Below are 23,464 nucleotides of genomic sequence, written 5' to 3' on the forward strand. Positions count from 1 at the left end.
TAGCGTGGACACCCCGGTAGCCGTCGTCACAGGAGCCAGCCGTGGCGCGGGGCGCGGAATCGCCGCGGCCCTGCTCTCCGACGGCTGGCGCGTCTACGGAACCGGCCGCACCGTGACCGACCTGGGGGAGCGCGGCATCGCGGTGCAACTCGACCATTCCGACGACGCGGCAGTCGGGGCGCTGTTCGAGCGGGTCGGCACCGAGGCCGGTCGGCTCGATCTGCTGGTCAACAACGCCGCCGCGATCCACGACGACCTGGTCAACCCGAAGCCGTTCTGGGAGAAGCCCATCGAGCTGGCCGATGTGCTCGACGTCGGCTTGCGGTCGGCGTACGTCGCATCGTGGTACGCCGCTCCGCTGCTGGTGGCGGGCGGGAAGGGGTTGATCGCGTTCACGTCGTCGCCCGGCTCGGTGTGCTACCTGCACGGCCCGGCGTACGGGGCCCAGAAGGCCGGTGTGGACAAGCTGGCCGCCGACATGGCGGTCGATTTCCGCGGCACCGGCGTCGCCACGGTGTCGATCTGGATGGGGATTCTGTTGACCGACAAGCTGCGGGCCGCGTTCGCTGGGCAACCCGATGCCTTGGCCAAGACCGCCGATCACGCCGAAACCCCGGAATTCACCGGGCATCTGATCAACGCGCTCTATCGCGACCCACAGCTCGCGGAGCTGTCCGGGCACACGGTGATCGGTGCCGAGCTCGCGGCGCGCTACGGCATCACCGATGCGGAGGGCCGGGTTCCGCCCTCGCACCGCGAGATGCTCGGAGCACCGCGCGAGCCCAGTGCGGTCGTGGTGCGCTGAGAGCTCCCACCGGCGTGTTGCCGATGCGAATTCTGCGTCGCTGACGCCGCCGAGAAACAGCACGTGACCTGCGACACAGTCGCAGCGTGTGGCGTTCGCTGCCGGATCGGCTCGCCGAAATGTGCCCGACTTCGCGGTGTCGCGCGCGGACAATGCCCCTATGCGCGAGAAAGGATTACTTCGACTCATGGCCATTGCCGGTGTAGTGGGCCTGGCGGCGTGCGGTAGCGCAACCGACACCGGCGACGAGCCGGTAGGGGCGCCGTCGATCACCGACGAGGCGTTCGGCCAGGTGGGCGGAACCCCGGTGACCCGCTACACGCTCGACAACGGGCGCGGCATGCGGGTACGAATCCTCAACTACGGCGGAATCATTCAGTCGATCGACGTGCCCGACCGCGACGGGACGGCCGGCAACGTAGTGCTCGGCTTCCCGGACCTGGACGGCTATCTCAACAACACCGGCGACGCCAAGACCTACTTCGGTGCGATCATCGGCCGCTACGGCAATCGAATCGCCAAGGGCGCCTTCTCGCTCAATGGTGCCAGACACCAGATACCCGTCAACAACAACGGCAACAGCCTGCACGGCGGCACGGCCGGCTTCGACTCGAAGGTATGGCGGGCAACGCCCGCGAACGCGAGCGACAGCGTCGGCCTCAAACTCGAATACGTCAGCCCCGCAGGTGAAATGGGCTATCCCGGAGCGCTGACCACGACCGTCACCTACACCGTGGATCGGGAAAACCAGCTGCGCATCGACTATCACGCGACCACCGATGCACCCACCGTCGTCAACCTGACCAACCACAGCTACTTCAACCTGGCCGGCGAGGATGCGCTGAACATCTACGACCAGAAGCTCACCATCAACGCCGACAGCTACACGCCGACCGATTCCACCCAGATCCCGACCGGTCAGATCACGCCCGTGAAAGACACCCCGTTCGACTTCACGTCCCCGACTCCGATCGGGGCCCGCATCACCGCAAACGACCCGCAGCTGCTGCTCGCCCACGGTTACGACCACAACTGGGTGATCAACCGCGGCAACGAAACCGGCCTGGTGCAGGCGGCCAAGGCCGAGGATCCACAGACCGGTCGTACCCTGACCGTGTCCACCACCGAACCCGGCGTGCAGGTCTACACATCCAACTTCCTCGAAGGGGCGTTCACCGGCACGAGCGGCCACAGTTACCGGCAAGGTGCGGGGTTCACGATGGAAACCCAGCACTTCCCGGACTCACCGAACCAGCCGAGTTTCCCGTCCACGACCCTCAACCCGGGGCAAAGCTACGATTCGACAACTGTTTTCGCCTTCGGCGTAGCCGTGTCGTGACTTACACGGTGACCGGGCCGACACCCCAGATGTCGTCGCAGTACTCGGTGATCGCCCGGTCGGAGGAGAACTTGCCGCTGCGCGCGGTGTTCCGGATCGACATCCGGGTCCACGCCGGGATGTCCTGCCACGCCACGCTCACCCGGTCCTGGCAGGCGACATAGGACTGGTAATCCGCCAGCACCAGGAACGGGTCGTCGTGGCGCAGGTTGTCGGCCAGGGGACGGAACACCTCGGTGTCACCGTGTGAGAAGGCGCCCGAGGCAATGAGATCCAGCACCGTCGCGAGTTCGGCGTCGGTGTAATCAGACGGGCGGTAGCCGCCGCGCTTGATCTCCTCGACCTCGTCGACGGTCAGGCCGAACAGGAAGAAGTTCTCGGCGCCTGCCTCGGTACGCATCTCGACATTGGCGCCGTCGAGGGTTCCGATGGTCAGTGCGCCGTTCATCATGAACTTCATGTTGCCGGTGCCCGACGCTTCCTTGCCCGCGGTCGAGATCTGCTCGGACAGGTCGGCAGCCGGGTAGATCAGATGCGCGTTCTGCACGTTGAAGTTCGGCACGAACGCCACCTTGAGGAACCGGTTGACATCGGGATCGTTGTTCACCGTCTCGCCGACGGCGTTGATCAGCTTGATGATTCGCTTCGCCAGGAAATAGCCGGGTGCGGCCTTCCCGCCGAAGATGAAGGCCCGCGGCGGGATCTCAAGGCCGGGATTCTGCTTGAGCCGGTGGTACAACGTGGCGATGTGCAGCACGTTGAGGTGCTGGCGCTTGTACTCGTGGATGCGCTTGACCTGAATGTCGAAGAGCCAGTCGGGATTCAGGTCCACGCCTGCCGAAGCCAGGATGTACTCGGCGAGCCTGGCCTTGTTGGCCCGCTTGACCGCACGCCAACGGTCCCCGAACGCGGGATCGTCGACGAACGACTCCAGGCCGCGCAACCTGACCGGATCCGACAGCCAGCCCTCGCCGATGGTGTCGTCGAGCAGTTCGCGCAAGCCCGGGTTGGCCAGCGCCAGGAACCGCCGCGGCGTCACACCGTTGGTCTTGTTGGAGAAGCGCTCCGGCCACATCTCGTAGAAGTCCTTGAGCACACTGGATTTCAGCAGCTCGGAGTGCAGCGCGGCGACGCCGTTGACGGCATGGCTGCCGACGGTGGCCAGGTGCGCCATCCGCACGCTCTTGCCGTTGTCCTCGCCGATCAGCGACATGCGCCGCAACCGGTCGGGGTCGCCGGGGAATTTCTCGGCCACCTCGTCGAGGAAACGTCGGTTGATCTCGTAGATGATCTCCAGATGCCGCGGCAAGGATTCGCCGAACATCGCCAGCGGCCAGGTCTCCAACGCCTCCGGGAGCAGGGTGTGGTTGGTGTACCCGAACGTCGCCACGGTGATGTCCCAGGCTTCGTCCCAGCCCAGTTGGCGCTCGTCGACCAGCAACCGCATCAGCTCGGCCACTCCGATGGACGGGTGAGTGTCGTTGAGCTGCAACGCGAACCGCTCGGGCAGCTCATGCACGGACACGTCGGCCAGGTCATCCATGATGTGCAGCACATGCTGCAGCGAGCACGACACGAAGAAGTACTGCTGGAGCAGGCGCAGGCGCTTGCCGACCTCGGGCTCGTCGTTGGGGTAGAGCACCTTGGTCACTGTCTCGGAGTTGACCTCGTCCTCGACGGCCTTGTAGTAGTCGCCGGTGTTGAACGCGTCCAACGCGAACGACTTGACGGCCCGGGCGCTCCACAGCGTCAGCACGTTGCACGTCTTCACGCCGTAGCCCTGGATCGGGGTGTCGTAGGCGACGCCTTTGAGCACCCGGCCTGGAACCCACCGGACCCGGTCGTGGCCGGCGTCATCGGTGTAGTGCTCGGCGTAGCCGCCCCAGTTGACCAGATAGCTCACATCGGGTTTGGCGATCTCCCAGGGGTTTCCGTTGTCGAGCCAGTTGTCGGTCTTCTCGACCTGCCAGCCGTCATGGATCTCCTGGTCGAAGATGCCGAATTCGTATCGGATGCCGTAGCCGATCGCGGGCCGCTCCAGCGTCGCAAGCGAATCGAGGTAGCACGCGGCGAGCCTGCCGAGGCCGCCATTGCCCAGCCCCGGTTCCTCTTCACAGGCCAGTACCTGGTCGAGATCCTGGCCCAACTCGGCCAGTGCGGCCCGGGCGGCCGACTCGATCTGCAGGTTCAGCAGATTGGCGCCCAGCTGCGGCCCCATCAGGAATTCGGCGGACAGGTAGCACGTGACCTTGCGGCCCAGGTCCAGGGACGTCTGCGTGGACGCCACGCGGTTGTTCTGCATCCGGTCGCGCACCGCAAGGGCGAGGGCCCGGTAGTAGTGCTCGGGCCGCAACGCCGCCGCGGGGCGCCCGATCGAGTAGCGCAGATGGTCCACGATGCCCCGGCGCAGCGCGTCGGCGGACAGTCCCGTGCGGCTGTGTTCGTGGGCGGGGGCGGGGCTGGCGGCGGCCGGGGCGACATCGGTCATGACGCGAAGCATGACAGGGTTGCGTGCACGCTTGGCGGGAGATTGGCGTCAGACAGGTGAACGACGGCTATATCGCCCTCAGATATCTGCCGGTCACGACGCGTTGCACGAGTCGGGTCGCCGGTCCGCCCAGCCGGCTCCACCACGTCGCGGGCCGGGAGAACGCGACCACCTCGGCGTGCACCGCGTCTGTTGCCGGGTCGTAACGGACCGAGAACAACTCTTCGCCCGATTCCGGATGACCGGGCAGCGTGCCGTACGCGAAGCCGCGACGGTCGGATTCCGCGTCGGACTCGCCGAGCACGTACACCACCCGGCACGGCACCCAGATCGGTCCGAGCCGGGCCAGCAGATCCGTGCCGACCGCGGCCGTTTCCGTCGTGGCCTGAATCCGCAGACCCGCGCCGCGCTGCATACCCCACCGCATGACGGCGTCGCCCGCGCGCTCGAACCGGTCCCGGCCGCTGCCGATGATCGCGGTGACGCGGGTGTGGTGATAACCGTCCGGAAGCTGTCCGGCAGTTGCCCCCACGTCCGGATAGGTCAACGGCAGCCCCGCGAGATCGTCGAGTTTCACCCTGCCAGCCTGTCATCGCCGGCTTAGAGTTCAAGGGACTCGGGTAATACCGTTGCCGGGTGGCCACGGACAGCAAGCATCCCGGCGGCGGGTTCAACCCGCCGGTTCCCACCGATCGCGGTGGGCCCGACTACGGCCGGTTCGTCGAGGCGGTGCGTGCGCTGCAGGACCACGCGAGGGCAGCCGATGCACCTGACGACGTGATCTCCGAGGCCGCCGACCTGATCGAGAAGGTCTCTGCGCTGCTGGCGCCGTACGACGCCGACGAGTGGAATTCGCCGTCGGGTCGGCGCATGGACCTGCCCAACCGTGGCAACGTCCTCGCGGTGCCGGTACACCTGGAAGTGACGGCCGCGGGCCGGATTGCCGGGACAGCGATCTTCCGGCGCTTCCACCTCGGTCGCAATGGTGCGGTGCACGGCGGCGCGTTGGCCTTGCTGTTCGATTCGTTGCTGGGCTTCACTGCGGCGAAACTGACCGGCAGCCCGTACCAGCGGACGGGCTATCTGCACGTCGACTACCGCAAGATCGCATTGATCGAGAAGGAACTACAGGTGGAAGCCGGGATAGACCGCATAGAGGGGCGCAAGATCTTCGTCACCGGGCGCCTGTGCGACGGGGACGACGTGCTCACCGAGGGCGAGGCACTGTTCGTCCGGCTCAAGCCGGGGCAGCCGTGAACCTCTCCGCCGCCAAGCGCGGCTGGGCCCGGTGGCGCGACGGGCTCCGGGAACGGCCGTTCGCGAATCTGGTGTACCGCGCCGTCGTCGGCGGCGTCGGCACGGTCATCCTGTTGGTCGGCATCGTGACGATCCCGTACCCGGGGCCCGGCTGGGCCATCGTGTTCCTCGGTCTGGCCATCCTGGCCAGCGAATTCGAATTCGCCAAGCACGCCCTGCGCTACATCCGGACGAGGTACGACAAGGTCATGGCCTGGTTCGACCGGCAGCACATCGCGGTGAAAGGCCTCAGCGCGGCGTTCACCGGCGCTGTCGTGGTGGCGACGCTGTGGTTGCTCGGAGCGGTCGGTTGGAGCGCCGACCTGGTGGGCCTGGAGCAGCCCTGGTTGGACAGCCCCATCGGCCTGGGGTCCTGAGCAATAACACCGATGGCGGCCACAGATAGCATGGTCGCGATCGTGTTCACCCCCGCACCGTAGGAGATTCCTCGATGAGCGCCGCCGTTAGCTCCGTCCCCGTCGCCCCGATCCGGGTCGCGGCCGGGACCACCGCCGGCGCCGCCGTCCGGGAGGCGGGACTGCCGGGCCGCGGTGAGCCCGGCGCCATCGTGGTGGTGCGCGACGCCGACGGCCGGTTGCGGGATCTGTCCTGGGCACCCGAGGTCGACGCTGAGGTGACCCCGGTGGCCGCCGACACCGAGGACGGCCGCAGCGTCATCCGGCACTCGGCCGCCCATGTGCTGGCCCAGGCCGTGCAGGAGCTCTTCCCGCAGGCCAAGCTCGGCATCGGGCCGCCGATCACCGACGGCTTCTACTACGACTTCGACGTCACCGAGCCGTTCACGCCCGAGGATCTCGAAAAGCTCGAGAAGCGCATGAAGCAGATCGTCAAAGACGGGCAGCTGTTCTCGCGCCGGGTCTACGCCTCGAAGGACGAGGCCCGCGAAGAGCTCGCCAACGAGCCGTACAAGCTCGAGCTGGTCGACGACAAGTCCGGCGCCGACGATCCCGAGGTCATGGAGGTGGGCGGTGACGAGCTGACCGCCTACGACAACCTCAACGCGCGCACCAAGGAGCGCATCTGGGGTGACCTGTGCCGTGGTCCGCACATCCCGACCACCAAGTACATTCCGGCGTTCAAGCTGACGCGCAGCTCGGCCGCGTACTGGCGCGGCAACCAGAACAACGCGAGCCTGCAGCGCATCTACGGCACGGCCTGGGAGTCGCAGGAGGCGCTGGACCGCCATCTCGAGCTCATCGAGGAGGCGCAGCGTCGCGACCACCGCAAGCTGGGCGTCGAGCTCGACCTGTTCAGCTTCCCCGACGAATTGGGTTCGGGCTTGCCGGTGTTCCACCCCAAGGGCGGTGTGGTGCGCCGCGAACTCGAGGACTATTCGCGGCGCAAGCACCTCGAGGCGGGCTACGAGTTCGTCAACACCCCACACATCACCAAGGAAAACCTGTACATCACGTCGGGCCACCTGGAGTGGTACGCCGACGGCATGTTCCCGCCCATGCACATCGACGCCGAGTACGACGCCGACGGCGAGGTGCGCAAGCCCGGGCAGGACTACTACCTCAAGCCCATGAATTGCCCCATGCACCACCTGATCTTCCGGTCGCGGGGCCGGTCGTATCGCGAATTGCCGTTGCGGCTCTTCGAATTCGGCTCGGTGTACCGCTACGAGAAGTCCGGCGTGGTGCACGGGCTCACCCGGGTGCGCGGCATGACGCAGGACGACGCGCACATCTACACCACGCGCGAGCAGATGCGCGGCGAGCTGACGTCGCTGCTGCAGTTCGTGCTGGACCTGCTGTCCGACTACGGGCTGGACGACTACTACCTGGAGCTGTCCACCAAGGATCCGGAGAAGTACGTCGGCTCCGACGAGATCTGGGAGGAGGCCACCGACACGCTGCGCGAGGTCGCCGAGGCCTCGGGCCTGGACCTGGTGCCCGATCCGGGCGGCGCGGCGTTCTACGGGCCGAAGATCTCGGTGCAGGTCAAGGACGCGCTGGGCCGCAGCTGGCAGATGTCCACCATCCAGCTGGACTTCAACATGCCCGACCGGTTCGAGCTCGAGTACACCGCCGCCGACGGCAGCCGCCAGCGCCCGGTGCTGATCCACCGAGCGCTGTTCGGGTCGATCGAGCGGTTCTTCGGGGTGCTCACCGAGCATTACGCGGGCGCGTTCCCGGCCTGGCTTGCGCCGGTGCAGGTGGCGGGCATCCCGGTGGCCGACGCGCACATCCCGTATCTGGAAGAGGTTGCCGCCCAACTGAAGTCGCACGGCGTTCGGGTCGAGGTCGACACCAGCGACGACCGGATGGCGAAGAAGATCGTCAACCACACCAACCAGAAGGTGCCGTTCATGCTGCTGGCGGGGGACAAGGATGTTGACGCGGGCGCGGTGAGCTTCCGGTTCGGTGACCGCACGCAGATCAACGGGGTGCCCCGTGACGAAGCCGTCGCGGCCATCGTGGATTGGATCGCGCGCCGCGACAACGCTGCCCCCACTGCCGAACTGGTGAAGGTGGGCGCCGGGAAGTGACCGACTCTGCCGACGACCGGACCATCGTCGACCACGGTGTGGGCGAGCCCGACCACCTGCAGCGGTTGTGGACGCCACACCGGATGAGCTACATCGCCGAGACGCCCGTGTTCAAGGGCGGCTCGGCGGGGTCGTCCGAACCGTTCACCGACATCCCGGAGATGTCCGACGAGGACGGTCTGATGGTCGCGCGCGGCAATCAGGTCTACGCGGTACTCAACCTGTACCCGTACAACCCCGGGCATCTCATGGTGGTGCCGTACCGGCGGGTGTCCGAGCTGGAGGATCTCACCGCGGCTGAGAGCGCCGAGCTGATGTCGTTCACACAGCAGGCGATTCGCGTCATCAAGGCGGTGTCGCGGCCGCACGGTTTCAACGTCGGCCTGAACCTCGGCACGTCGGCGGGCGGCTCGCTGGCCGAGCATCTGCACATGCACGTGGTGCCACGGTGGGGCGGTGACGCGAACTTCATCACGATCATCGGTGGCGCCAAGGTGATTCCGCAGCTGCTCCGGGAGACCCGCGAGCTTTTGGCCACCGAGTGGGCACGGCAGAGCGAGCGCAGCGAGGCCCCATGAGCAACCTGTTCCTGATGAGCCGGGCCGCCTACGTGAAGTTGTCCCGGCCCGTGGCCAAGGCGGCGTTGCGGGCCGGACTGACGCCCGACATCGTCACCATCGTCGGCACAGCGGGCACCGTGGTCTCGGCGCTCACGCTGTTCCCGGTCGGGCAGCTGTGGTGGGGCGCTTTCGCGGTCTGGATGTTCGTTCTCGCGGACATGCTCGACGGGGCGATGGCCAGGGAACGCGGCGGTGGCACCCGGTTCGGCGCCGTGCTCGACGCGACGTGCGACCGGATCGCCGACGGTGCGGTGTTCGCCGGGTTGCTGTGGTGGGCCGTGTTCGGCATGCACAGCGCGACGCTCGCGGTCGCGCTGCTGATCTGCCTGGTCACGTCACAGGTCATCTCGTACATCAAGGCCCGCGCAGAGGCCAGCGGGCTGCGCGGTGACGGCGGCATCATCGAACGCCCGGAGCGACTGGTGATCGTGCTGGTGGGTGCGGGCCTTTCCGGGGTGCCGTTCCTGCACGTGCCGTGGTTGCTGCACGTTGCGGCGTGGGTGCTCGCGGTGGCCAGCGTGGTCACCGTGGCCCAGCGGTTGCATTCGGTCCGGGTCTCGCCTGGCGCGATGGACCCACTGGAGAAATCGGAGTCCAGCGAGCCGTGACGATCCTCGACCGCATTCCGTTCAGCGCGCATGCGACCGACCTCGGGTATGCGACCGGTTGGCGTCTGGTGCGGGCGATGCCGGAATTCTTGGCGCGCAACGTGTTCGACGCGGGCGCCTGGTACGCGTCGGTCAACGGCGGCCCCGAGCAACTTCGCAAGAATCTGGCCCGCGTGCTCGGCGTCGCGCCTGCCGAGGTACCGGGCAGCCTCATGCGGGCCTCGCTGGAGTCCTATGCCCGGTACTGGCGCGAGGCGTTCCGGTTGCCGTCGATGGACCTGCCCGCCGTCGCGCGCCGCCTCGACGAGGTGTTCGTCGGCGCGGACAAGCTGCACGCGGCCCACCAGGCCGGCCGGGGCGGTGTGCTCGCGCTCCCGCACAGTGGAAACTGGGATATGGCAGGCGTGTGGCTGGCGCAGGAATTCGGCACCTTTGCGACGGTCGCCGAACGGCTCAAGCCCGAGTCGCTGTTCCGCCGGTTCATCGAATACCGGGAAAGCCTCGGTTTCGAGGTCTTTCCGCTCTCGGGCGGCGAGCGGCCGCCGTTCGAATTGCTCTCCGAGCGGCTGCGGGACAACAAGTTCGTGTGCCTCATGGCCGAGCGGGATCTGACCCGCAACGGCGTCGAGGTCGACTTCTTCGGTGAGCCCACCCGCATGCCCGCGGGGTCCGCGAAGCTGGCCATCGAGACCGGCGCGCCGCTGCATCCGGTGCACGTCCACTACGACGGTGACGACTGCGTGGTCGAGGTCTTCGATGCGCTCGACACGTCGTCGGGTGACGTTCGGGTGATCACCCAGCTGTTGGCGGATCGGTTCGCCGCGAACATCGCGGCCCATCCGGCCGACTGGCACATGCTGCAGCCGCAATGGCTTGCCGATCTGTCCGACGAACGCCGCGCCCGACTGGGCCCCTGATGAGCGCTCGCGCGAAGAAGCGACGGACCTGACATGCGCATCGGGATGGTGTGCCCGTACTCGTTCGACGTGCCCGGCGGCGTGCAGGCCCACGTGCTGCAACTGGCCGAGGTGATGCACGACGCCGGACACGAGGTCAGCGTGCTGGCACCGTCGTCGCCACATGTCAAACTGCCCGACTACGTGGTGTCCGGGGGCAAGGCGGTGCCGATCCCGTACAACGGCTCGGTCGCGCGCCTGCGCTTCGGCCCGGCCACCCATCGCATGGTCAAGCAGTGGCTCGTCAAGGGAGACTTCGACGTGCTGCACCTGCACGAGCCCAACGCCCCGAGCCTGTCGATGCTCGCGCTCAACATCGCCGAGGGCCCGATCGTGGCGACCTTCCACACCTCGACCACCAAGTCGTTGACGCTGTCGGTGTTCCAGGGAATCCTGCGGCCGATGCACGAGAAGATCGTGGGCCGGATCGCGGTGTCCGACCTGGCGCGGCGCTGGCAGATGGAAGCGCTCGGCTCCGACGCCGTGGAGATCCCCAACGGAGTGGACGTGGCGTCGTTCGCGCAGGCCCCGCTGTTGGAAGGCTATCCGCGGCCCGGTCGGTCGGTGCTGTTCCTTGGCCGCTTCGACGAATCGCGCAAGGGGATGACCGTGCTGCTGGGGGCGTTGCCGAAGCTCGTCGAGCGGTTCGGCGACATCGAGGTTCTCATCGTGGGCCGCGGCGACGAGGACGAGCTGCGGGAGCAGGCCGGCGAACTGGCCGGCCATCTGCGGTTCCTCGGTCAGGTCGACGATGCCACCAAGGCTGCCGCGATGCGCAGCGCCGACGTGTACTGCGCGCCGAACCTCGGTGGGGAGAGCTTCGGCATCGTGCTGGTCGAGGCGATGGCGGCCGGCACCGCGGTGGTCGCGAGCGACCTGGACGCGTTCCGGCGTGTGCTCGACAACGGCAGGGTCGGCCGGCTGGTGCCGGTCGACGACGCCGAGGCACTCGCCGACGGTCTCATCGACCTGCTGGCCGACGATGCGCTGCGGGCGCGTTACGTCGCGGCGGCTGACGAGTACGTGTGGCGTTTCGACTGGTCGGTGGTCGCGGGCGAGATCATGCGGGTGTACGAGACGGTCGCGGGGTCGGGCACGAAGGTGCGGGTGGGTGGTTCGGCGGGCAAAAGCGCAGCGACCGGGGGTTGTGAATGACCGGTGAGATCGTGATCGGCCTGCTGATCCTGCTGGTCGTCGCGCTGCTACTGCTCGGGATGTGGGCTTTCCAGACCGCCAACCGGCTGGACCGCCTCCACGTCCGGTACGACCTGTCGTGGCAGGCGCTCGACGGTGCGCTGGCACGCCGGGCGGTGGTGGCCCGCGCGGTCGCGGTCGACGCGTACGGCGTCGGGCCCCAGGCCAAGCGGTTGGCCGCGCTGGCCGACGCGGCCGAGCGGGCTCCGCGGTCCGCGCGCGAGGCCGCCGAGAACGATCTGTCCGCGGCGCTGGCCGCGGTCGACCCCGGGTCGTTGCCGGTGGCTCTGGTGGCCGAGCTCGCCGACGCCGAGGCCAGGGTGCTGTTGGCGCGCCGGTTCCACAACGACGCCGTCCGCGACACCCTGGCGTTGCGTGAACGTCCCGCGGTGCGCACCTTGCGGCTCGGTGGAACCGCAGCGCTGCCAACGTACTTCGAGATCGCCGAGCGTGCCGAGTCGCCGGCGTCGGCCGCGGCGAGCGGTGCCGAGCGCAGCCCGGTGAGCCGCCGGATCTCGGCGCGGGTTGTGCTGCTCGACGAGTCGGGCGCGGTTTTGCTGCTGTGCGGTAGTGATCCGGCCGTCGAGGCCGCGGGCCGACCCGCGCCGCGGTGGTGGTTCACCGTCGGCGGCGCGGTCCAGGACGGCGAAGACCTGCCCGCCGCGGCGGCGCGCGAGCTGTTCGAAGAGACCGGGCTGCGGATCGATCCGCAAGATTTGGTCGGCCCGGTCTGGCGCCGGGACGCCGTCATCGACTTCAATGCTTCGGTGATCCGCAGCGAGGAGTTCTTCTTCATTCATCGCACCAGCCGGTTCGAACCCGCCACCACGGGTCGCACCGCACTGGAGCGGCACTACATCCATGGGCACCGTTGGTGCGATGCGACAATGATCGGCGAGCTGGTCGCCGGCGGAGAAACCGTGTATCCGCTGCAGCTGGGCGATCTGCTGGAGACAGCCACAGACCTGGTCGACGCGCAGGAACCGGTGCACCGAGAACCGCAAGCCATCCGCTGAATGCGGATTCAATGGATTTGCCGGGCCCATTAGACTGAATCAGTAGCAATTTGGAGGAGATAGCAGTGGAAACCGCGGCGCAGAACGGTTCAAGCAACCAGACCGGTACCGCGCGCGTGAAGCGCGGGATGGCTGAGATGCTCAAGGGCGGCGTGATCATGGACGTGGTCACGCCTGAGCAGGCCCGCATCGCCGAAGGGGCGGGTGCGGTGGCGGTGATGGCCCTGGAGCGGGTTCCTGCCGACATCCGCGCCCAGGGCGGGGTGTCGCGCATGAGCGATCCCGACATGATCGAGGGCATCATCGATGCGGTGACCATCCCGGTGATGGCCAAGGCCCGAATCGGGCATTTCGTCGAGGCGCAGATCCTGCAGAGCCTGGGCGTGGACTACATCGACGAGTCGGAGGTGCTGACCCCGGCCGACTACACCAACCACATCGACAAGTGGCGCTTCACGGTGCCGTTCGTGTGCGGCGCGACCAACCTGGGGGAGGCGCTGCGCCGGATCACCGAAGGCGCGGCGATGATCCGTTCCAAGGGTGAGGCCGGCACCGGCGACGTCTCCAATGCGACCACCCACATGCGCAAGATCGGTGGCGAGATCCGCCGGTTGACCTCGATGAGCGAGGACGAGCTCTACGTGGCGGCCAAGGAACTGCAGGCCCCGTATGACCTGGTGGTGGAGGTGGCGCGGGCCGGAAAGCTGCCCGTCACGCTGTTCACCGCCGGTGGTATCGCGACGCCCGCCGACGCGGCGATGATGATGCAGCTCGGCGCCGAGGGCGTGTTCGTCGGATCCGGGATCTTCAAGTCGGGCAACCCGGCCGAGCGGGCCGCGGCGATCGTCAAGGCCACCACGTTCTACGACGACGCCGACGTGCTGGCCAAGGTGTCCCGCGGCCTCGGCGAAGCCATGGTCGGCATCAACGTCGAGGAGATCGCCCAGCCGCATCGGCTCGCCGAGCGCGGCTGGTGATGAGCCGTTTGCGCGAAGAACAAAGTTGATTGCATGGCGATTGAAGAGATCCTTGATCTGGAACAGCTCGAGGTCAACATCTATCGCGGTGGCGTGTTCAGCCCGGAATCGGGTTTCCTGCAGCGCACGTTCGGCGGTCACGTAGCGGGCCAGTCCCTGGTTTCGGCCGTGCGCACGGTCGATCCGCACTTCCAGGTGCACTCGCTGCACGGGTACTTCCTGCGGCCGGGCGACGCCCGCGCGCCGTCGGTGTACCTCGTGGAACGCATCCGTGACGGCGGCTCGTTCTGTACTCGTCGCGTCAGCGCCATCCAGCACGGCGAGACGATCTTCACGATGTCGGCGTCGTTCCAGACCGACCAGACCGGCATCGAACATCAGGACGCGATGCCCGAGGCGCCGGGGCCCGACGACCTGCCCGGATTTCGGTCCGGGGGAGCGTTCGACGATGCGGGGTTCGCCCAGTTCGCCGAGTGGGACGTGCGGATCGTGCCGCGCGACCAGGTCAACAAGCTGCCCGGCAAGGCCTCCCAGCAGCAGGTGTGGTTCCGGCATCGTGACCCCCTGCCCGACGACCACGTGCTGCACATCTGCGCGCTGGCCTACATGAGCGACCTCACGCTGCTCGGCTCGGCCCAGGTCAACCACCTGGATGTGCGCAAGCACCTGATGGTGGCGTCGCTGGATCACGCGATGTGGTTCATGCGGCCGTTCCGGGCCGACGAATGGCTGCTCTACGACCAGTCCTCACCGTCGGCGTGCGGCGGCCGGTCGCTGACCCAGGGCAAGATCTTCAATCGGTACGGCGAGATGGTGGCGGCCGTAATGCAGGAGGGGTTGACCCGCTACCAGCGGAACTTCACTCCGCCAGAGGGCTCGTGAGTCCCCACGTCGGGGTGCTCGCCCTGCAGGGCGACACCCGTGAGCATCTGGCTGCCCTGCGTGAGGCCGGGGCCGAGGCGTCGACCGTCCGCAGGCTGTCCGAGCTCGAGGCCGTCGACGCGCTGGTGATCCCGGGCGGCGAATCCACCGCGATGAGCCACCTGCTGCGGGAGTTCGACATGCTCGAACCGCTGCGGGCCCGTATCGCCGACGGCCTGCCGTGCTACGGATCATGCGCGGGGATGATCCTGCTGGCCACCGAGATCGCCGACGCGGGCGTCCCCGGGCGCGCCGCCCTGCCGCTCGCCGGCATCGATATGACGGTGCGCCGCAACGCTTTCGGTCGCCAAGTGGATTCGTTCGAGGGCGACATCGACTTCGAGGGCCTCGACACCCCGGTGCACGCGGTGTTCATCCGGGCGCCCTGGGTCGAACGGGTCGGACCCGACGTGCAGGTACTGGCCCGCGCGGCCGACCACATCGTGGCGGTGCGGCACGGCTCGACCATCGCGACATCGTTCCACCCGGAGATGACCGGCGACCGCCGCATTCACAAGCTGTTCGTGGAATCCCTGTAGCACCGCATCACAGCAAAGCTGCGGCGGCCACATAGCTCGGTCATAGCCAGTGCCGACTTAATGGTCGTGTGACGACGACGCTTGACGACGCCTCCGCCGAGCCTGTGCAGGACATCCGGCCCGCGCGGATCACGCGGGAACGTGTCGCGCTGCCTGCCCTGCTGGTCGCCACCGCGGTGGCCTACCTGTGGCACATCACCGTCAACGGCATGGGCAACCAGTTCTACGCGGCCGCGGTGCAGGCCGGCTCGACGAACTGGGAGGCGCTGCTGTTCGGTTCGCTGGATCCCAACAACTTCATCACGGTCGACAAACCGCCCGTGTCGCAGTGGGTGATGGGGCTTTCGGGGCAGCTGTTCGGATTCAGCAGCGCCAGCATGCTGGTCCCCGAGGCACTCATGGCGGTGGCCTCGGTCGGGGTGCTGTATGCGACCGTGCGGTGGATCAGCGGGCCGAACGCCGCACTGCTGGCCGGTGCGGCTTTGGCGCTGACGCCCGTGGCGGCGTTGATGTTCCGGTTCAACAACCCCGACGCCGTGATGGTGCTGCTGATGACGGCCGCCGCGTACTGCACAGTGCGGGCACTCGACCGGGCCGGCGCCCGCTGGCTTGCGCTGGCCGGTGTCGCGCTGGGCTTCGCGTTCCTGGCCAAGATGCTGGAAGGCCTCATGGTGATGCCCGCGATCGGGCTCGCGTACCTGGCCGCCGCGCCCGTCCCGGTGCGGCGCCGGGTGCTGCACATGCTGGGCTCGCTCGCGGCGTTCGTGGTGTCGGCCGGCTGGTTCGTGCTGCTCACGCTCGTCTGGCCGGCCTCGTCGCGGCCATACCTGGCCGGCTCGACCGACAACAACTTCATGAACCTCGTGCTCGGCTACAACGGATTCGGCCGGGTGCTCGGCCACAACGACTACGGCTTCGATCGCGGCGATCAGACCCGGGGGCTGCCGCGGCTCTTCACGGGCGAGTTCGGTTTCGAGATCGGCTGGCTGCTGCCCGCCGCGTTGCTGGCCGTGGTGCTCGTGCTGATCTCGCGGGGCCAGGCAGCGCGCACCGACATCGTGCGGGCAGGCGCCATCCTCTTCGGCACCTGGATGGTGCTCGACGGTTTGGTGCTGAGCTTCATGAAGTCGATGGTGCATCCGTACTACTGCCTGTCGCTGGCGCCGGCCGTGGCGGCGATGTTCGCGCTCGGGGTCACCGAGATGTGGCGTATACGCGACGGACGGCTCGGTCAGTTCGGCTTGGCGGCAATGCTTCTCGTCACCGGCGCGTGGAGCTGGTGGATCCTGGGCCGCAGCGCGTCGTGGTTGCCGCCGCTGCGGTGGACGGTGCTCGTGGTCGCCGTCCCGGCCACCGCGCTGCTGCTGTGGGCACTGCGGGCGGGTCGGCGGGGGATCGCGGTGGCGGCGCTGGCCGTCGCATTGGCCGGCGGCCTCGGCGGCACGACCGCGTACACGGTCGCCACGCTCGGACAGCCACACACCGGGGGCGGCCCCAGCGCCGGACCGCGTGCGCCGGACGGCGGGCACGGCCACGGCTGGTTCACCGACAACCCCGACCTCGACACGATGCTGCGGGCTACCACCACCAGATGGTCCGCGGCCGTCAACCGGTCGTCGGCCGCGGCCGGTCTCGAATTGGCCACCGGCACACCGGTGATGGCGATCGGCGGGTTCACGGGCAGTGACCCGGTGCCGACTCTCGCGCAGTTCCAGAACTACGTCGCGGACCGGCAGATCGCCTACTACGTGCTGCCCGAGCCCAAGGACAAGGACCACGGCGGCTTCTTCGGCCGCAGTGTCCACACCGAGATCACCGACTGGGTCAAGGCCAACTTCACCGCCACCAAGGTGGGCTCCGACCTGGTCTACGATTTGGCGACGCCGACGTAGAAGACCTGCGCCACCCGGTGTTTCGTCAGCGGCCCGGCGGCCGGGCCCACCATCACCGACCATTCGCCGCGGCTTCTCATGATGCCGTCTGATGTTCGGCCGTCGCCGTTCGGCGGTGCCCACACCGCGTCGGTGGTACCGCACCAGTAGTAGCCGACCCAGTCTGGTTGCTCGACCGGGCTGGCCCACGCGCCGCCGATGCGGGCCCGGCATCTGGTGCCGTCGTCGAGGATCAAGGCAAAGGGCCGGTAGGGGCGCTCCGCCGGTTTCCGGGGTGTGGTGAGACCGTCGGCGGGCAGCAGATCGACGACCCTGGCGAACGGGTCGCGCACACACAACACGTGCCTGCTGTCCGCCGCGGGCCAGCACGCATCCCCGGATTCCGCCGTCGCGCCGCATGACCGCACCGAGGAGTCCACGTCATAGGGCGACGCCGCGCCGAATGTGCAGTCGATCGGGGTGGTGGTGCTGTGGTCGGCGGCCTGTTGCCAGCCGTTCTGAACGTTTCCCTGCATGTCGATGGGGCGCAGGACGATCACCTGCGGACCACGATCGCGGGTGAGGTACGTGATCACGACGGCGCCGCCGATGACAGCCGCGATCGCCGTGACCGCACCGAGCGCCCACCACAGCCCGCGGCGCGGTGGCCGCGACGGATCCGGCATGCGCGTACCGTAGCGCCGCACGCACGATCCAAGCCAGCGCACAGCGCCTCGACCGTCCACGTAAACTGGACAGCCGGAGTTTCACCAGAAAGAGGGCGTACCTGCATGAGCGGCCATTCCAAGTGGGCCACCACCAAGCACAAGAAGGCCGTCATCGATGCCAAGCGCGGCAAGATGTTCGCCAAGTTGATCAAGAACATCGAGGTTGCGGCCCGCGTCGGCGGCGGTGACCCGGCAGGCAACCCGACACTCTACGACGCCATCCAGAAGGCCAAGAAGAGCTCGGTGCCCAACGACAACATCGAGCGGGCCCGCAAGCGTGGTGGCGGCGAAGAGGCCGGCGGTGCCGACTGGCAGAACATCACGTACGAGGGCTACGGCCCCAACGGTGTCGCGGTGCTCATCGAATGCCTGACCGACAACCGCAACCGCGCCGCGGGTGAAGTCCGGGTTGCGATGACCCGTAACGGCGGCAACATGGCCGACCCGGGCTCGGTCTCCTACCTGTTTTCCCGCAAGGGCGTGGTGACGCTGGAGAAGAACGGTCTGACCGAGGACGACGTGCTGATGGCCGTGCTGGAAGCCGGCGCCGAGGAGGTCAACGACCTCGACGACTCGTTCGAGATCATCTGTGAGCCGACCGACCTGGTGGCGGTGCGAACCGCGCTGCAGGACGCGGGCATCGACTACGACTCCGCGGAGGCCAGCTTCCAGCCCTCGGTCACAGTGCCCGTGGATCTCGAAGGCGCTCGCAAGGTGCTCAAGCTCGTCGATGCGCTGGAGGACAGCGACGACGTCCAGGACGTCTACACCAACATCGACATTCCGGACGACGTCGCGGCCGCACTCGACGAGGAGTAGTGGCAAGCGTCCTCGACCCGGACGGCGCCAAATGGACCGTGCGCCGGCGCTGGCTGCCGTGGCGTCCGCGCCGAAAAATGCCCGATGACTGGGATTTGGGCGACGCGTCCTTCGACGGGGACGACATCTTCAGCATCGTCATGAACATCTTGTTGCTGGTGCTGCTCATCCCGGTGTTGATTCTGGCGCTGCTGGTGGCCGCGGAATTCCTGTTGCTGCTGATCCTGCTGCCGCTGTGGGTGCTGGCGCGCTCGCTGTTCGGGACACCGTGGATCATCGTGGTGCGTCGCGACCGCAAGATCGTCGCGGAAGAGGCCGTGCGGGGCTGGGGCGCGTCCGGTGCCCGGATCGATCAGCTCAAGGCGGTCATTGCGGCGGGTGAAGCGCCGCGTCAATCGGCGTCTCACCCGTGATGAGCTCGAAGGTACGGCCGGCGGTTTCTGGCTCGTGCAGGACCGCCAGCAACACGCGGGCGACATCGGCGCGGGGGATGGTGCCGCGACCCGTCGACTCCGCGACGGTCACGTTCCCGGTCCCCGGTTCGTCGGTGAGCCCGCCGGGACGCACGATCGTGGTGCGCAGCCCGGCGCGGGCCCGCACATTGGCGTCGGCCTCGGACTTGGCCCGCATATAGGCCCGGAACACGTCGTCGTAGGAATCGTCGAGGGACCGGTCGTCGGCCGAGATCGCCGAAACCATGACGTAGCGGTCGACGCCGGCGGCCTCGGCCGCGTCGGCCAGCAGGATCGCGGCGTCGCGGTCCACGGTCTGTTTGCGGGCGGCGCCGCTGCCCGGCCCTGCGCCCGCGGCGAACACCACTGCGTCGGCGCCGCGCAGCGCGGCGGCGACCTCGTCGACCGACGCCTGTTCCAGATCGAGCACGACGGCCTCGGCGCCCGCGGCCTCGAGATCGGCGACCTGCTCCGGATTGCGGATAAGACCCACCGCCGAGTCGCCGCGCTCGGCGAGCAACTGCTCCAGGATGAGGGCGATCTTGCCGTGGCCGCCGGCGATGACAACGCGCATTGAGTCGACGTTACCCGCTTGTCAGAAACGCACCGATCTCGCGCGCCGTCCGCTCGGGCTGGTCGAGCATGAGCAGGACGTACGCGTCGTCGACGTGCCGCAACTGCGCGTTCGGTAGCACGTCGGCCAGCCGTCGGCCGTGCTCGGCGGGCATCACCGGATTGTCGGTCCACAACACCAGCGCGGGCCCGGTGAACTCCGCAAGGGCATTGGTGGCCTCGATGAGCTCGGCCTTGTCGAACTTGGTGCGGCAATAGCCGATGAGGTCGCGGCGAATCCGCTTGTCGGCCAGGCCCGCATCCGTCCAGGCCTCGACAATGTGCTGGGGCACCGGCTTTTTCGCCATCTGCCCGAACATCAACCACTGGCGGCGCAGCCAGCCGATCCGCAGCAGGCGCATGGTGAGCGCCACCGTTGCGGTGGTGCGGCTGGCCAGCCAGGTGACCTTTCCCGGGAAGCCCGGCGGGAAGTTGTCGAACGCCTCTGACGGGCACACGACCAACCGCGCGACGCGTTTGTCGCGCCCGGCGTGGGTGAGGAACAGCGGACCGCCCCAGTCGGTGACGACGAGCGTGACGTCGGTCAGCTCCAGCGCATCGAGGAAATCCGCGACGATCCCGACCATCCCGTCCATCGTCAGGTCGGTGTCGGAGCGCATCGGGATGCGGTGTCCGCCCAGCGGCAGGACCGGCAGCAGATAGCGAAACCCCGCGGGCAGGTGCGGCAGCGCCAGCTCCCACTGGGTGTCGTTGAACAGCAACCCGTGCAGCAGCACGACGGGTGGCCCGGCCGGGTCACCGACCTCGCCGTACTCGATGGTTCCCGCACCGACTTCGACTCGCTTCATGGTTGGCCCCTCGATTAGAACAATGATTCTAGAATGTATGCTCTAGTCTGTCCTCGGGAGGTGCGGATGGCAAGGTCCACGCGTGAGGCGATCCTGACCGCCACGGCCGAGCTCATGCGGCAGAAGGGCTATGCCGCGGTCGGGATGAAGGACATCGTCGCGGCCTCGGGCGCCCCGATCGGCTCGCTGTACCACCACTTCCGCGGTGGCAAGGTGCAGATCGCGCGCGAGGCGCTCGTGAACGCCGGGGTGGCCTACGGGTTGCTCCTCCCGACGCTCATGAGCGATTACCGCGATCTGGGCGAGGCGATCGAGGGCGTGTTCGCGCAGGCGGCCGAGGACATGACGACGGCGGGCTTCGCCAACATGTGCCCGGTCGGGACCGTGGCGGCCGAGACCGCCGACACCGTCGAGGAACTCCGAGTGACCGCGGCTGGGGTCTTCAGCAGCTGGCTCGACGGCGGTGCGGCGTACTTCGAAGGGCGTGGCTTGCCGGCCGAGTTGGCGCGCGAGGTGACGGTCGCGATCATCGGGGCGCTGGAGGGGGCGTTCATCCTTGCGCGCACCTTGCGTGACGTCGAACCCCTGCTGGTGGCCGGGCGGACGCTGGGCCGGCCGTACCGGGGTGTGTCCCTGCGGGATCCTGCCGCCGTCGCGCGCTAACCTATCGAACAGATGTTCTGGCGAAGGGGTTTGCGTGCGGGTGATGGGAGTCGATCCCGGTTTGACGCGCTGCGGCCTGTCGGTGATCGAGAGCGGTCGCGGCAGGCAGGTCATTGCGCTCGACGTCGACGTGGTGCGCACGTCCGCCGACCAGCCGCTGCAGAAGCGCCTGCTCGCCATCAGTGACAGCGTGGAGCACTGGATGGACACCCACCGGCCCGACGTCATCGCGATCGAGCGCGTGTTCGCCAACGCCAACGCCAACACCGCGATGGGTACCGCCCAGGCAGGTGGGGTGATCGCCATGCAGGCCGCCAAGCGCGACATCGAGGTCCACTTCCACACGCCGTCCGAGGTCAAGGCCGCGGTCACCGGCAACGGTCGTGCCGACAAAGCGCAGGTCACCGCGATGGTGACGAAAATCCTTGCGCTGCAACAGAAGCCGACACCCGCCGACGCTGCCGATGCACTGGCGCTCGCCATCTGTCACTGTTGGCGAGCGCCGATGATCGCCCGGATGGCCGCTGCCGAGACGCTGGCGGCCGAGCAGCGGCGCAAGTATCAGGCACGGTTGAAGGCGGTGCGCGGATGATCGCGTCGGTACGTGGTGAGGTCATCGACATCGCGCTGGATCACGCCGTGATCGAAGCGGCCGGGGTCGGCTACAAAGTCATGGCCACGCCGTCGACGCTCGCGACATTGCGCCGCGGCGACGATACACGGTTGATCACGGCGATGATTGTGCGCGAGGACTCGATGACGCTGTACGGCTTCGCCGACGGCGAGGCGCGGGATCTGTTCCTGACGCTGCTCGGGGTTTCCGGCGTCGGGCCGAAGATCGCGCTGGCCACCCTCGCCGTGTACGACGCCCAGGCGCTGCGCCAGGCACTGGCCGACGGCGACGTCACGGCGCTGACCCGCGTGCCCGGCATCGGCAAACGCGGCGCTGAGCGCATGGTGCTGGAACTGCGCGACAAGATCGGGCCCGTCACGCCGAGCGCGGCCACCGGCTTCACGGGCCACGCCGTGCGGGCCCCGGTGGTGGAAGCCCTTATCGGCCTTGGCTTTGCGGCCAAACAGGCCGAAGAGGCCACCGACAAGGTGCTGGCCAACGATCCCGAAGCCACCACGTCGGATGCGCTGCGGGCCGCGTTGTCGATGCTTGGTAAGAAATAGGCATGGGCCGCTTCGACGACACTCCTGACGAGCCCGACGAGCGCGAGATGTCGCCGGCGCTGACAGTCGGCGAGGGCGATATCGACGCGAGCCTGCGGCCGCGTTCGCTCGGTGAGTTCATCGGTCAGCCGCGGGTGCGCGAGCAGCTGCAGCTGGTGATCGAGGGTGCCAAGAATCGCGGCGGAACACCGGACCACATCCTGCTGTCCGGGCCGCCCGGGCTGGGCAAGACATCATTGGCGATGATCATCGCGGCAGAGCTGGGCACGTCGTTGCGGGTCACGTCCGGCCCCGCCCTGGAGCGGGCCGGCGACCTCGCCGCGATGCTGTCCAATCTGGTCGAGCACGACGTGCTGTTCATCGACGAGATCCACCGCATCGCGCGTCCGGCCGAGGAGATGCTCTACCTGGCGATGGAGGATTTCCGGGTCGACGTCGTCGTCGGGAAAGGCCCTGGCGCCACGTCGATTCCGCTCGAAGTGGCGCCGTTCACGCTCGTCGGCGCGACCACCCGGTCAGGTGCGCTCACCGGGCCGCTGCGGGACCGGTTCGGGTTCACCGCACACATGGACTTCTACGAGCCCGCCGAGCTGGAACGGGTGCTAGCCCGCTCGGCGGGCATTCTGGGCATCGAGTTGGGCGCCGAGGCGGGAGCCGAGATCGCCCGGCGGTCCCGCGGCACACCGCGTATCGCCAACCGGCTGTTGCGCCGTGTCCGCGACTACGCCGAGGTGCGCGCGGACGGGGTCATCACACGTGACATCGCGAAGGCCGCTCTCGAGGTGTACGACGTCGACGAGCTCGGCCTCGACCGGCTCGACCGCGCGGTGCTCTCGGCGCTGACCCGCAGCTTCAACGGCGGGCCGGTCGGCGTGTCGACACTGGCGGTGGCGGTCGGGGAGGAGGCCACGACCGTCGAAGAGGTCTGCGAGCCGTTTCTGGTGCGCGCCGGCATGATCGCCCGGACCCCCCGCGGACGGGTCGCCACGCCGCAGGCCTGGACGCACCTGGGCATGCGGCCTCCGGTTACCGGGCTGGGCCAGGCCGGGCTGTTTGAATAGTC

Annotated in this window: 25 protein-coding genes; 20 read left to right on the top strand and 5 right to left on the bottom strand. The window is 68.0% G+C overall.

The features are described from left to right. Window positions 1-4: 4 nt before the first annotated feature. Window positions 5-805, top strand: a complete 801-nt coding sequence (locus G6N67_RS29135) for an SDR family NAD(P)-dependent oxidoreductase (RefSeq protein WP_036441079.1) — start codon at window positions 5-7, stop codon at window positions 803-805. Between the two features lie 187 nt (window positions 806-992). Next, the gene (locus G6N67_RS29140) at window positions 993-2,144 is read left to right on the top strand and encodes an aldose epimerase family protein (RefSeq protein ID WP_230023265.1); all 1,152 of its coding nucleotides are present in this window, start codon (window positions 993-995) and stop codon (window positions 2,142-2,144) included. A 1-nt stretch (window position 2,145) separates the two neighbouring features. On the opposite strand, the gene G6N67_RS29145 is transcribed toward G6N67_RS29140, so the two are convergent. Continuing rightward, window positions 2,146-4,632, bottom strand: a complete 2,487-nt coding sequence (locus tag G6N67_RS29145; protein WP_163642331.1) for a glycogen/starch/alpha-glucan phosphorylase — start codon at window positions 4,630-4,632, stop codon at window positions 2,146-2,148. Between the two features lie 67 nt (window positions 4,633-4,699). Continuing rightward, the gene (locus G6N67_RS29150; protein WP_036441083.1) at window positions 4,700-5,209 is read right to left on the bottom strand and encodes a DUF1990 domain-containing protein; all 510 of its coding nucleotides are present in this window, start codon (window positions 5,207-5,209) and stop codon (window positions 4,700-4,702) included. 59 nt (window positions 5,210-5,268) lie between these two features. On the opposite strand from G6N67_RS29150, the gene G6N67_RS29155 reads away from it, so the two are divergent. From G6N67_RS29155 to G6N67_RS29210, 12 genes are all read left to right on the top strand, one after another. After that, window positions 5,269-5,889: a PaaI family thioesterase gene (locus tag G6N67_RS29155; protein WP_036441086.1), complete on the top strand. Its 621-nt coding sequence runs from the start codon at window positions 5,269-5,271 to the stop codon at window positions 5,887-5,889. After that, complete coding sequence (locus G6N67_RS29160) at window positions 5,886-6,305, top strand: TIGR02611 family protein (protein WP_036441089.1); 420 nt, start codon at window positions 5,886-5,888, stop codon at window positions 6,303-6,305. Before G6N67_RS29155 ends, G6N67_RS29160 begins: the two co-directional genes overlap by 4 nt. A 74-nt stretch (window positions 6,306-6,379) precedes the next feature. After that, window positions 6,380-8,440 carry a threonine--tRNA ligase gene (thrS, locus tag G6N67_RS29165; protein ID WP_036441092.1) on the top strand — a complete coding sequence of 687 codons (2,061 nt, stop codon included), beginning with the start codon at window positions 6,380-6,382 and terminating at the stop codon, window positions 8,438-8,440. Further along, complete coding sequence (locus tag G6N67_RS29170) at window positions 8,437-9,018, top strand: ATP adenylyltransferase (RefSeq protein ID WP_036441094.1); 582 nt, start codon at window positions 8,437-8,439, stop codon at window positions 9,016-9,018. The genes thrS and G6N67_RS29170 overlap by 4 nt, the downstream gene beginning before the upstream one ends. Next, complete coding sequence (gene pgsA, locus G6N67_RS29175; protein ID WP_036441097.1) at window positions 9,015-9,668, top strand: phosphatidylinositol phosphate synthase; 654 nt, start codon at window positions 9,015-9,017, stop codon at window positions 9,666-9,668. Before G6N67_RS29170 ends, pgsA begins: the two co-directional genes overlap by 4 nt. Further along, on the top strand, window positions 9,665-10,585 hold the full coding sequence (locus G6N67_RS29180) for a phosphatidylinositol mannoside acyltransferase (RefSeq protein ID WP_036441109.1): 921 nt from the start codon (window positions 9,665-9,667) through the stop codon (window positions 10,583-10,585). Before pgsA ends, G6N67_RS29180 begins: the two co-directional genes overlap by 4 nt. Before the next feature lie 33 nt (window positions 10,586-10,618). Further along, entirely contained in the window at window positions 10,619-11,779 is a 1,161-nt protein-coding gene (locus G6N67_RS29185; protein ID WP_036441112.1) for a glycosyltransferase family 4 protein, read from the top strand. After that, window positions 11,776-12,834 carry an NUDIX hydrolase gene (locus G6N67_RS29190; RefSeq protein WP_036441114.1) on the top strand — a complete coding sequence of 353 codons (1,059 nt, stop codon included), beginning with the start codon at window positions 11,776-11,778 and terminating at the stop codon, window positions 12,832-12,834. The genes G6N67_RS29185 and G6N67_RS29190 overlap by 4 nt, the downstream gene beginning before the upstream one ends. 65 nt (window positions 12,835-12,899) lie before the next feature. Next, window positions 12,900-13,811: a pyridoxal 5'-phosphate synthase lyase subunit PdxS gene (gene pdxS, locus G6N67_RS29195; protein ID WP_036441117.1), complete on the top strand. Its 912-nt coding sequence runs from the start codon at window positions 12,900-12,902 to the stop codon at window positions 13,809-13,811. A 33-nt stretch (window positions 13,812-13,844) separates the two neighbouring features. Continuing rightward, entirely contained in the window at window positions 13,845-14,693 is an 849-nt protein-coding gene (tesB, locus tag G6N67_RS29200) for an acyl-CoA thioesterase II (protein ID WP_036441120.1), read from the top strand. Then, complete coding sequence (gene pdxT, locus G6N67_RS29205) at window positions 14,690-15,271, top strand: pyridoxal 5'-phosphate synthase glutaminase subunit PdxT (protein WP_036441123.1); 582 nt, start codon at window positions 14,690-14,692, stop codon at window positions 15,269-15,271. Before tesB ends, pdxT begins: the two co-directional genes overlap by 4 nt. A gap of 68 nt (window positions 15,272-15,339) precedes the next feature. After that, the gene (locus G6N67_RS29210) at window positions 15,340-17,163 is read left to right on the top strand and encodes an ArnT family glycosyltransferase (protein ID WP_036441126.1); all 1,824 of its coding nucleotides are present in this window, start codon (window positions 15,340-15,342) and stop codon (window positions 17,161-17,163) included. On the opposite strand, the gene G6N67_RS29215 is transcribed toward G6N67_RS29210, so the two are convergent. Continuing rightward, window positions 17,139-17,828 (bottom strand): hypothetical protein, encoded by a 690-nt coding sequence (locus G6N67_RS29215; RefSeq protein ID WP_110798689.1) that lies wholly within the window; start codon window positions 17,826-17,828, stop codon window positions 17,139-17,141. The two genes, G6N67_RS29210 and G6N67_RS29215, sit on opposite strands and share 25 nt — an antisense overlap. Window positions 17,829-17,933: 105 nt before the next feature. Between G6N67_RS29215 and G6N67_RS29220 the strand changes: the two genes are divergently transcribed. Continuing rightward, the gene (locus tag G6N67_RS29220) at window positions 17,934-18,689 is read left to right on the top strand and encodes a YebC/PmpR family DNA-binding transcriptional regulator (RefSeq protein WP_036441128.1); all 756 of its coding nucleotides are present in this window, start codon (window positions 17,934-17,936) and stop codon (window positions 18,687-18,689) included. Continuing rightward, a complete protein-coding gene (locus G6N67_RS29225) occupies window positions 18,689-19,102 on the top strand; it encodes a hypothetical protein (RefSeq protein ID WP_036441130.1) in 414 nt (137 codons plus the stop codon). Before G6N67_RS29220 ends, G6N67_RS29225 begins: the two co-directional genes overlap by 1 nt. Here G6N67_RS29225 and G6N67_RS29230 read toward each other — a convergent pair. Together G6N67_RS29230 and G6N67_RS29235 are read right to left on the bottom strand one after the other, a co-directional pair. Next, window positions 19,056-19,715 (bottom strand): SDR family oxidoreductase, encoded by a 660-nt coding sequence (locus tag G6N67_RS29230; protein WP_036441132.1) that lies wholly within the window; start codon window positions 19,713-19,715, stop codon window positions 19,056-19,058. The two genes, G6N67_RS29225 and G6N67_RS29230, sit on opposite strands and share 47 nt — an antisense overlap. A gap of 10 nt (window positions 19,716-19,725) precedes the next feature. After that, the gene (locus G6N67_RS29235; RefSeq protein WP_036441134.1) at window positions 19,726-20,562 is read right to left on the bottom strand and encodes an alpha/beta fold hydrolase; all 837 of its coding nucleotides are present in this window, start codon (window positions 20,560-20,562) and stop codon (window positions 19,726-19,728) included. A 66-nt stretch (window positions 20,563-20,628) separates the two neighbouring features. Here G6N67_RS29235 and G6N67_RS29240 point away from each other — a divergent pair, with 66 nt between their 5' ends. The 4 genes from G6N67_RS29240 to ruvB are packed head-to-tail and all read left to right on the top strand — an operon-like array spanning window position 20,629 to window position 23,462. After that, window positions 20,629-21,225 (top strand): TetR/AcrR family transcriptional regulator, encoded by a 597-nt coding sequence (locus tag G6N67_RS29240; RefSeq protein ID WP_081812820.1) that lies wholly within the window; start codon window positions 20,629-20,631, stop codon window positions 21,223-21,225. A gap of 34 nt (window positions 21,226-21,259) precedes the next feature. Next, window positions 21,260-21,817 (top strand): crossover junction endodeoxyribonuclease RuvC, encoded by a 558-nt coding sequence (ruvC, locus tag G6N67_RS29245; protein ID WP_073912113.1) that lies wholly within the window; start codon window positions 21,260-21,262, stop codon window positions 21,815-21,817. Beyond that, a complete protein-coding gene (gene ruvA, locus G6N67_RS29250; RefSeq protein ID WP_036441137.1) occupies window positions 21,814-22,401 on the top strand; it encodes a Holliday junction branch migration protein RuvA in 588 nt (195 codons plus the stop codon). Before ruvC ends, ruvA begins: the two co-directional genes overlap by 4 nt. 2 nt (window positions 22,402-22,403) lie before the next feature. After that, complete coding sequence (gene ruvB / locus G6N67_RS29255; protein ID WP_036441138.1) at window positions 22,404-23,462, top strand: Holliday junction branch migration DNA helicase RuvB; 1,059 nt, start codon at window positions 22,404-22,406, stop codon at window positions 23,460-23,462. Window positions 23,463-23,464: the final 2 nt, after the last annotated feature.

The organism is Mycolicibacterium mageritense, from assembly GCF_010727475.1.
Taxonomy (GTDB): Bacteria; Actinomycetota; Actinomycetes; order Mycobacteriales; family Mycobacteriaceae; genus Mycobacterium; species Mycobacterium mageritense.

Coding starts and splice junctions, on each gene's coding strand:
- G6N67_RS29140 (WP_230023265.1), top strand. CDS start 993: ATGGCCATTGCCGGTGTAGTGGGCCTGGCGGCGTGCGGTAGCGCAACC.
- G6N67_RS29145 (WP_163642331.1), bottom strand. CDS start 4,632: ATGACCGATGTCGCCCCGGCCGCCGCCAGCCCCGCCCCCGCCCACGAA.
- thrS (WP_036441092.1), top strand. CDS start 6,380: ATGAGCGCCGCCGTTAGCTCCGTCCCCGTCGCCCCGATCCGGGTCGCG.
- pgsA (WP_036441097.1), top strand. CDS start 9,015: ATGAGCAACCTGTTCCTGATGAGCCGGGCCGCCTACGTGAAGTTGTCC.
- G6N67_RS29185 (WP_036441112.1), top strand. CDS start 10,619: ATGCGCATCGGGATGGTGTGCCCGTACTCGTTCGACGTGCCCGGCGGC.
- G6N67_RS29190 (WP_036441114.1), top strand. CDS start 11,776: ATGACCGGTGAGATCGTGATCGGCCTGCTGATCCTGCTGGTCGTCGCG.
- tesB (WP_036441120.1), top strand. CDS start 13,845: ATGGCGATTGAAGAGATCCTTGATCTGGAACAGCTCGAGGTCAACATC.
- G6N67_RS29215 (WP_110798689.1), bottom strand. CDS start 17,828: ATGCCGGATCCGTCGCGGCCACCGCGCCGCGGGCTGTGGTGGGCGCTC.
- G6N67_RS29220 (WP_036441128.1), top strand. CDS start 17,934: ATGAGCGGCCATTCCAAGTGGGCCACCACCAAGCACAAGAAGGCCGTC.
- G6N67_RS29230 (WP_036441132.1), bottom strand. CDS start 19,715: ATGCGCGTTGTCATCGCCGGCGGCCACGGCAAGATCGCCCTCATCCTG.
- G6N67_RS29235 (WP_036441134.1), bottom strand. CDS start 20,562: ATGAAGCGAGTCGAAGTCGGTGCGGGAACCATCGAGTACGGCGAGGTC.
- G6N67_RS29240 (WP_081812820.1), top strand. CDS start 20,629: ATGGCAAGGTCCACGCGTGAGGCGATCCTGACCGCCACGGCCGAGCTC.
- ruvA (WP_036441137.1), top strand. CDS start 21,814: ATGATCGCGTCGGTACGTGGTGAGGTCATCGACATCGCGCTGGATCAC.
- ruvB (WP_036441138.1), top strand. CDS start 22,404: ATGGGCCGCTTCGACGACACTCCTGACGAGCCCGACGAGCGCGAGATG.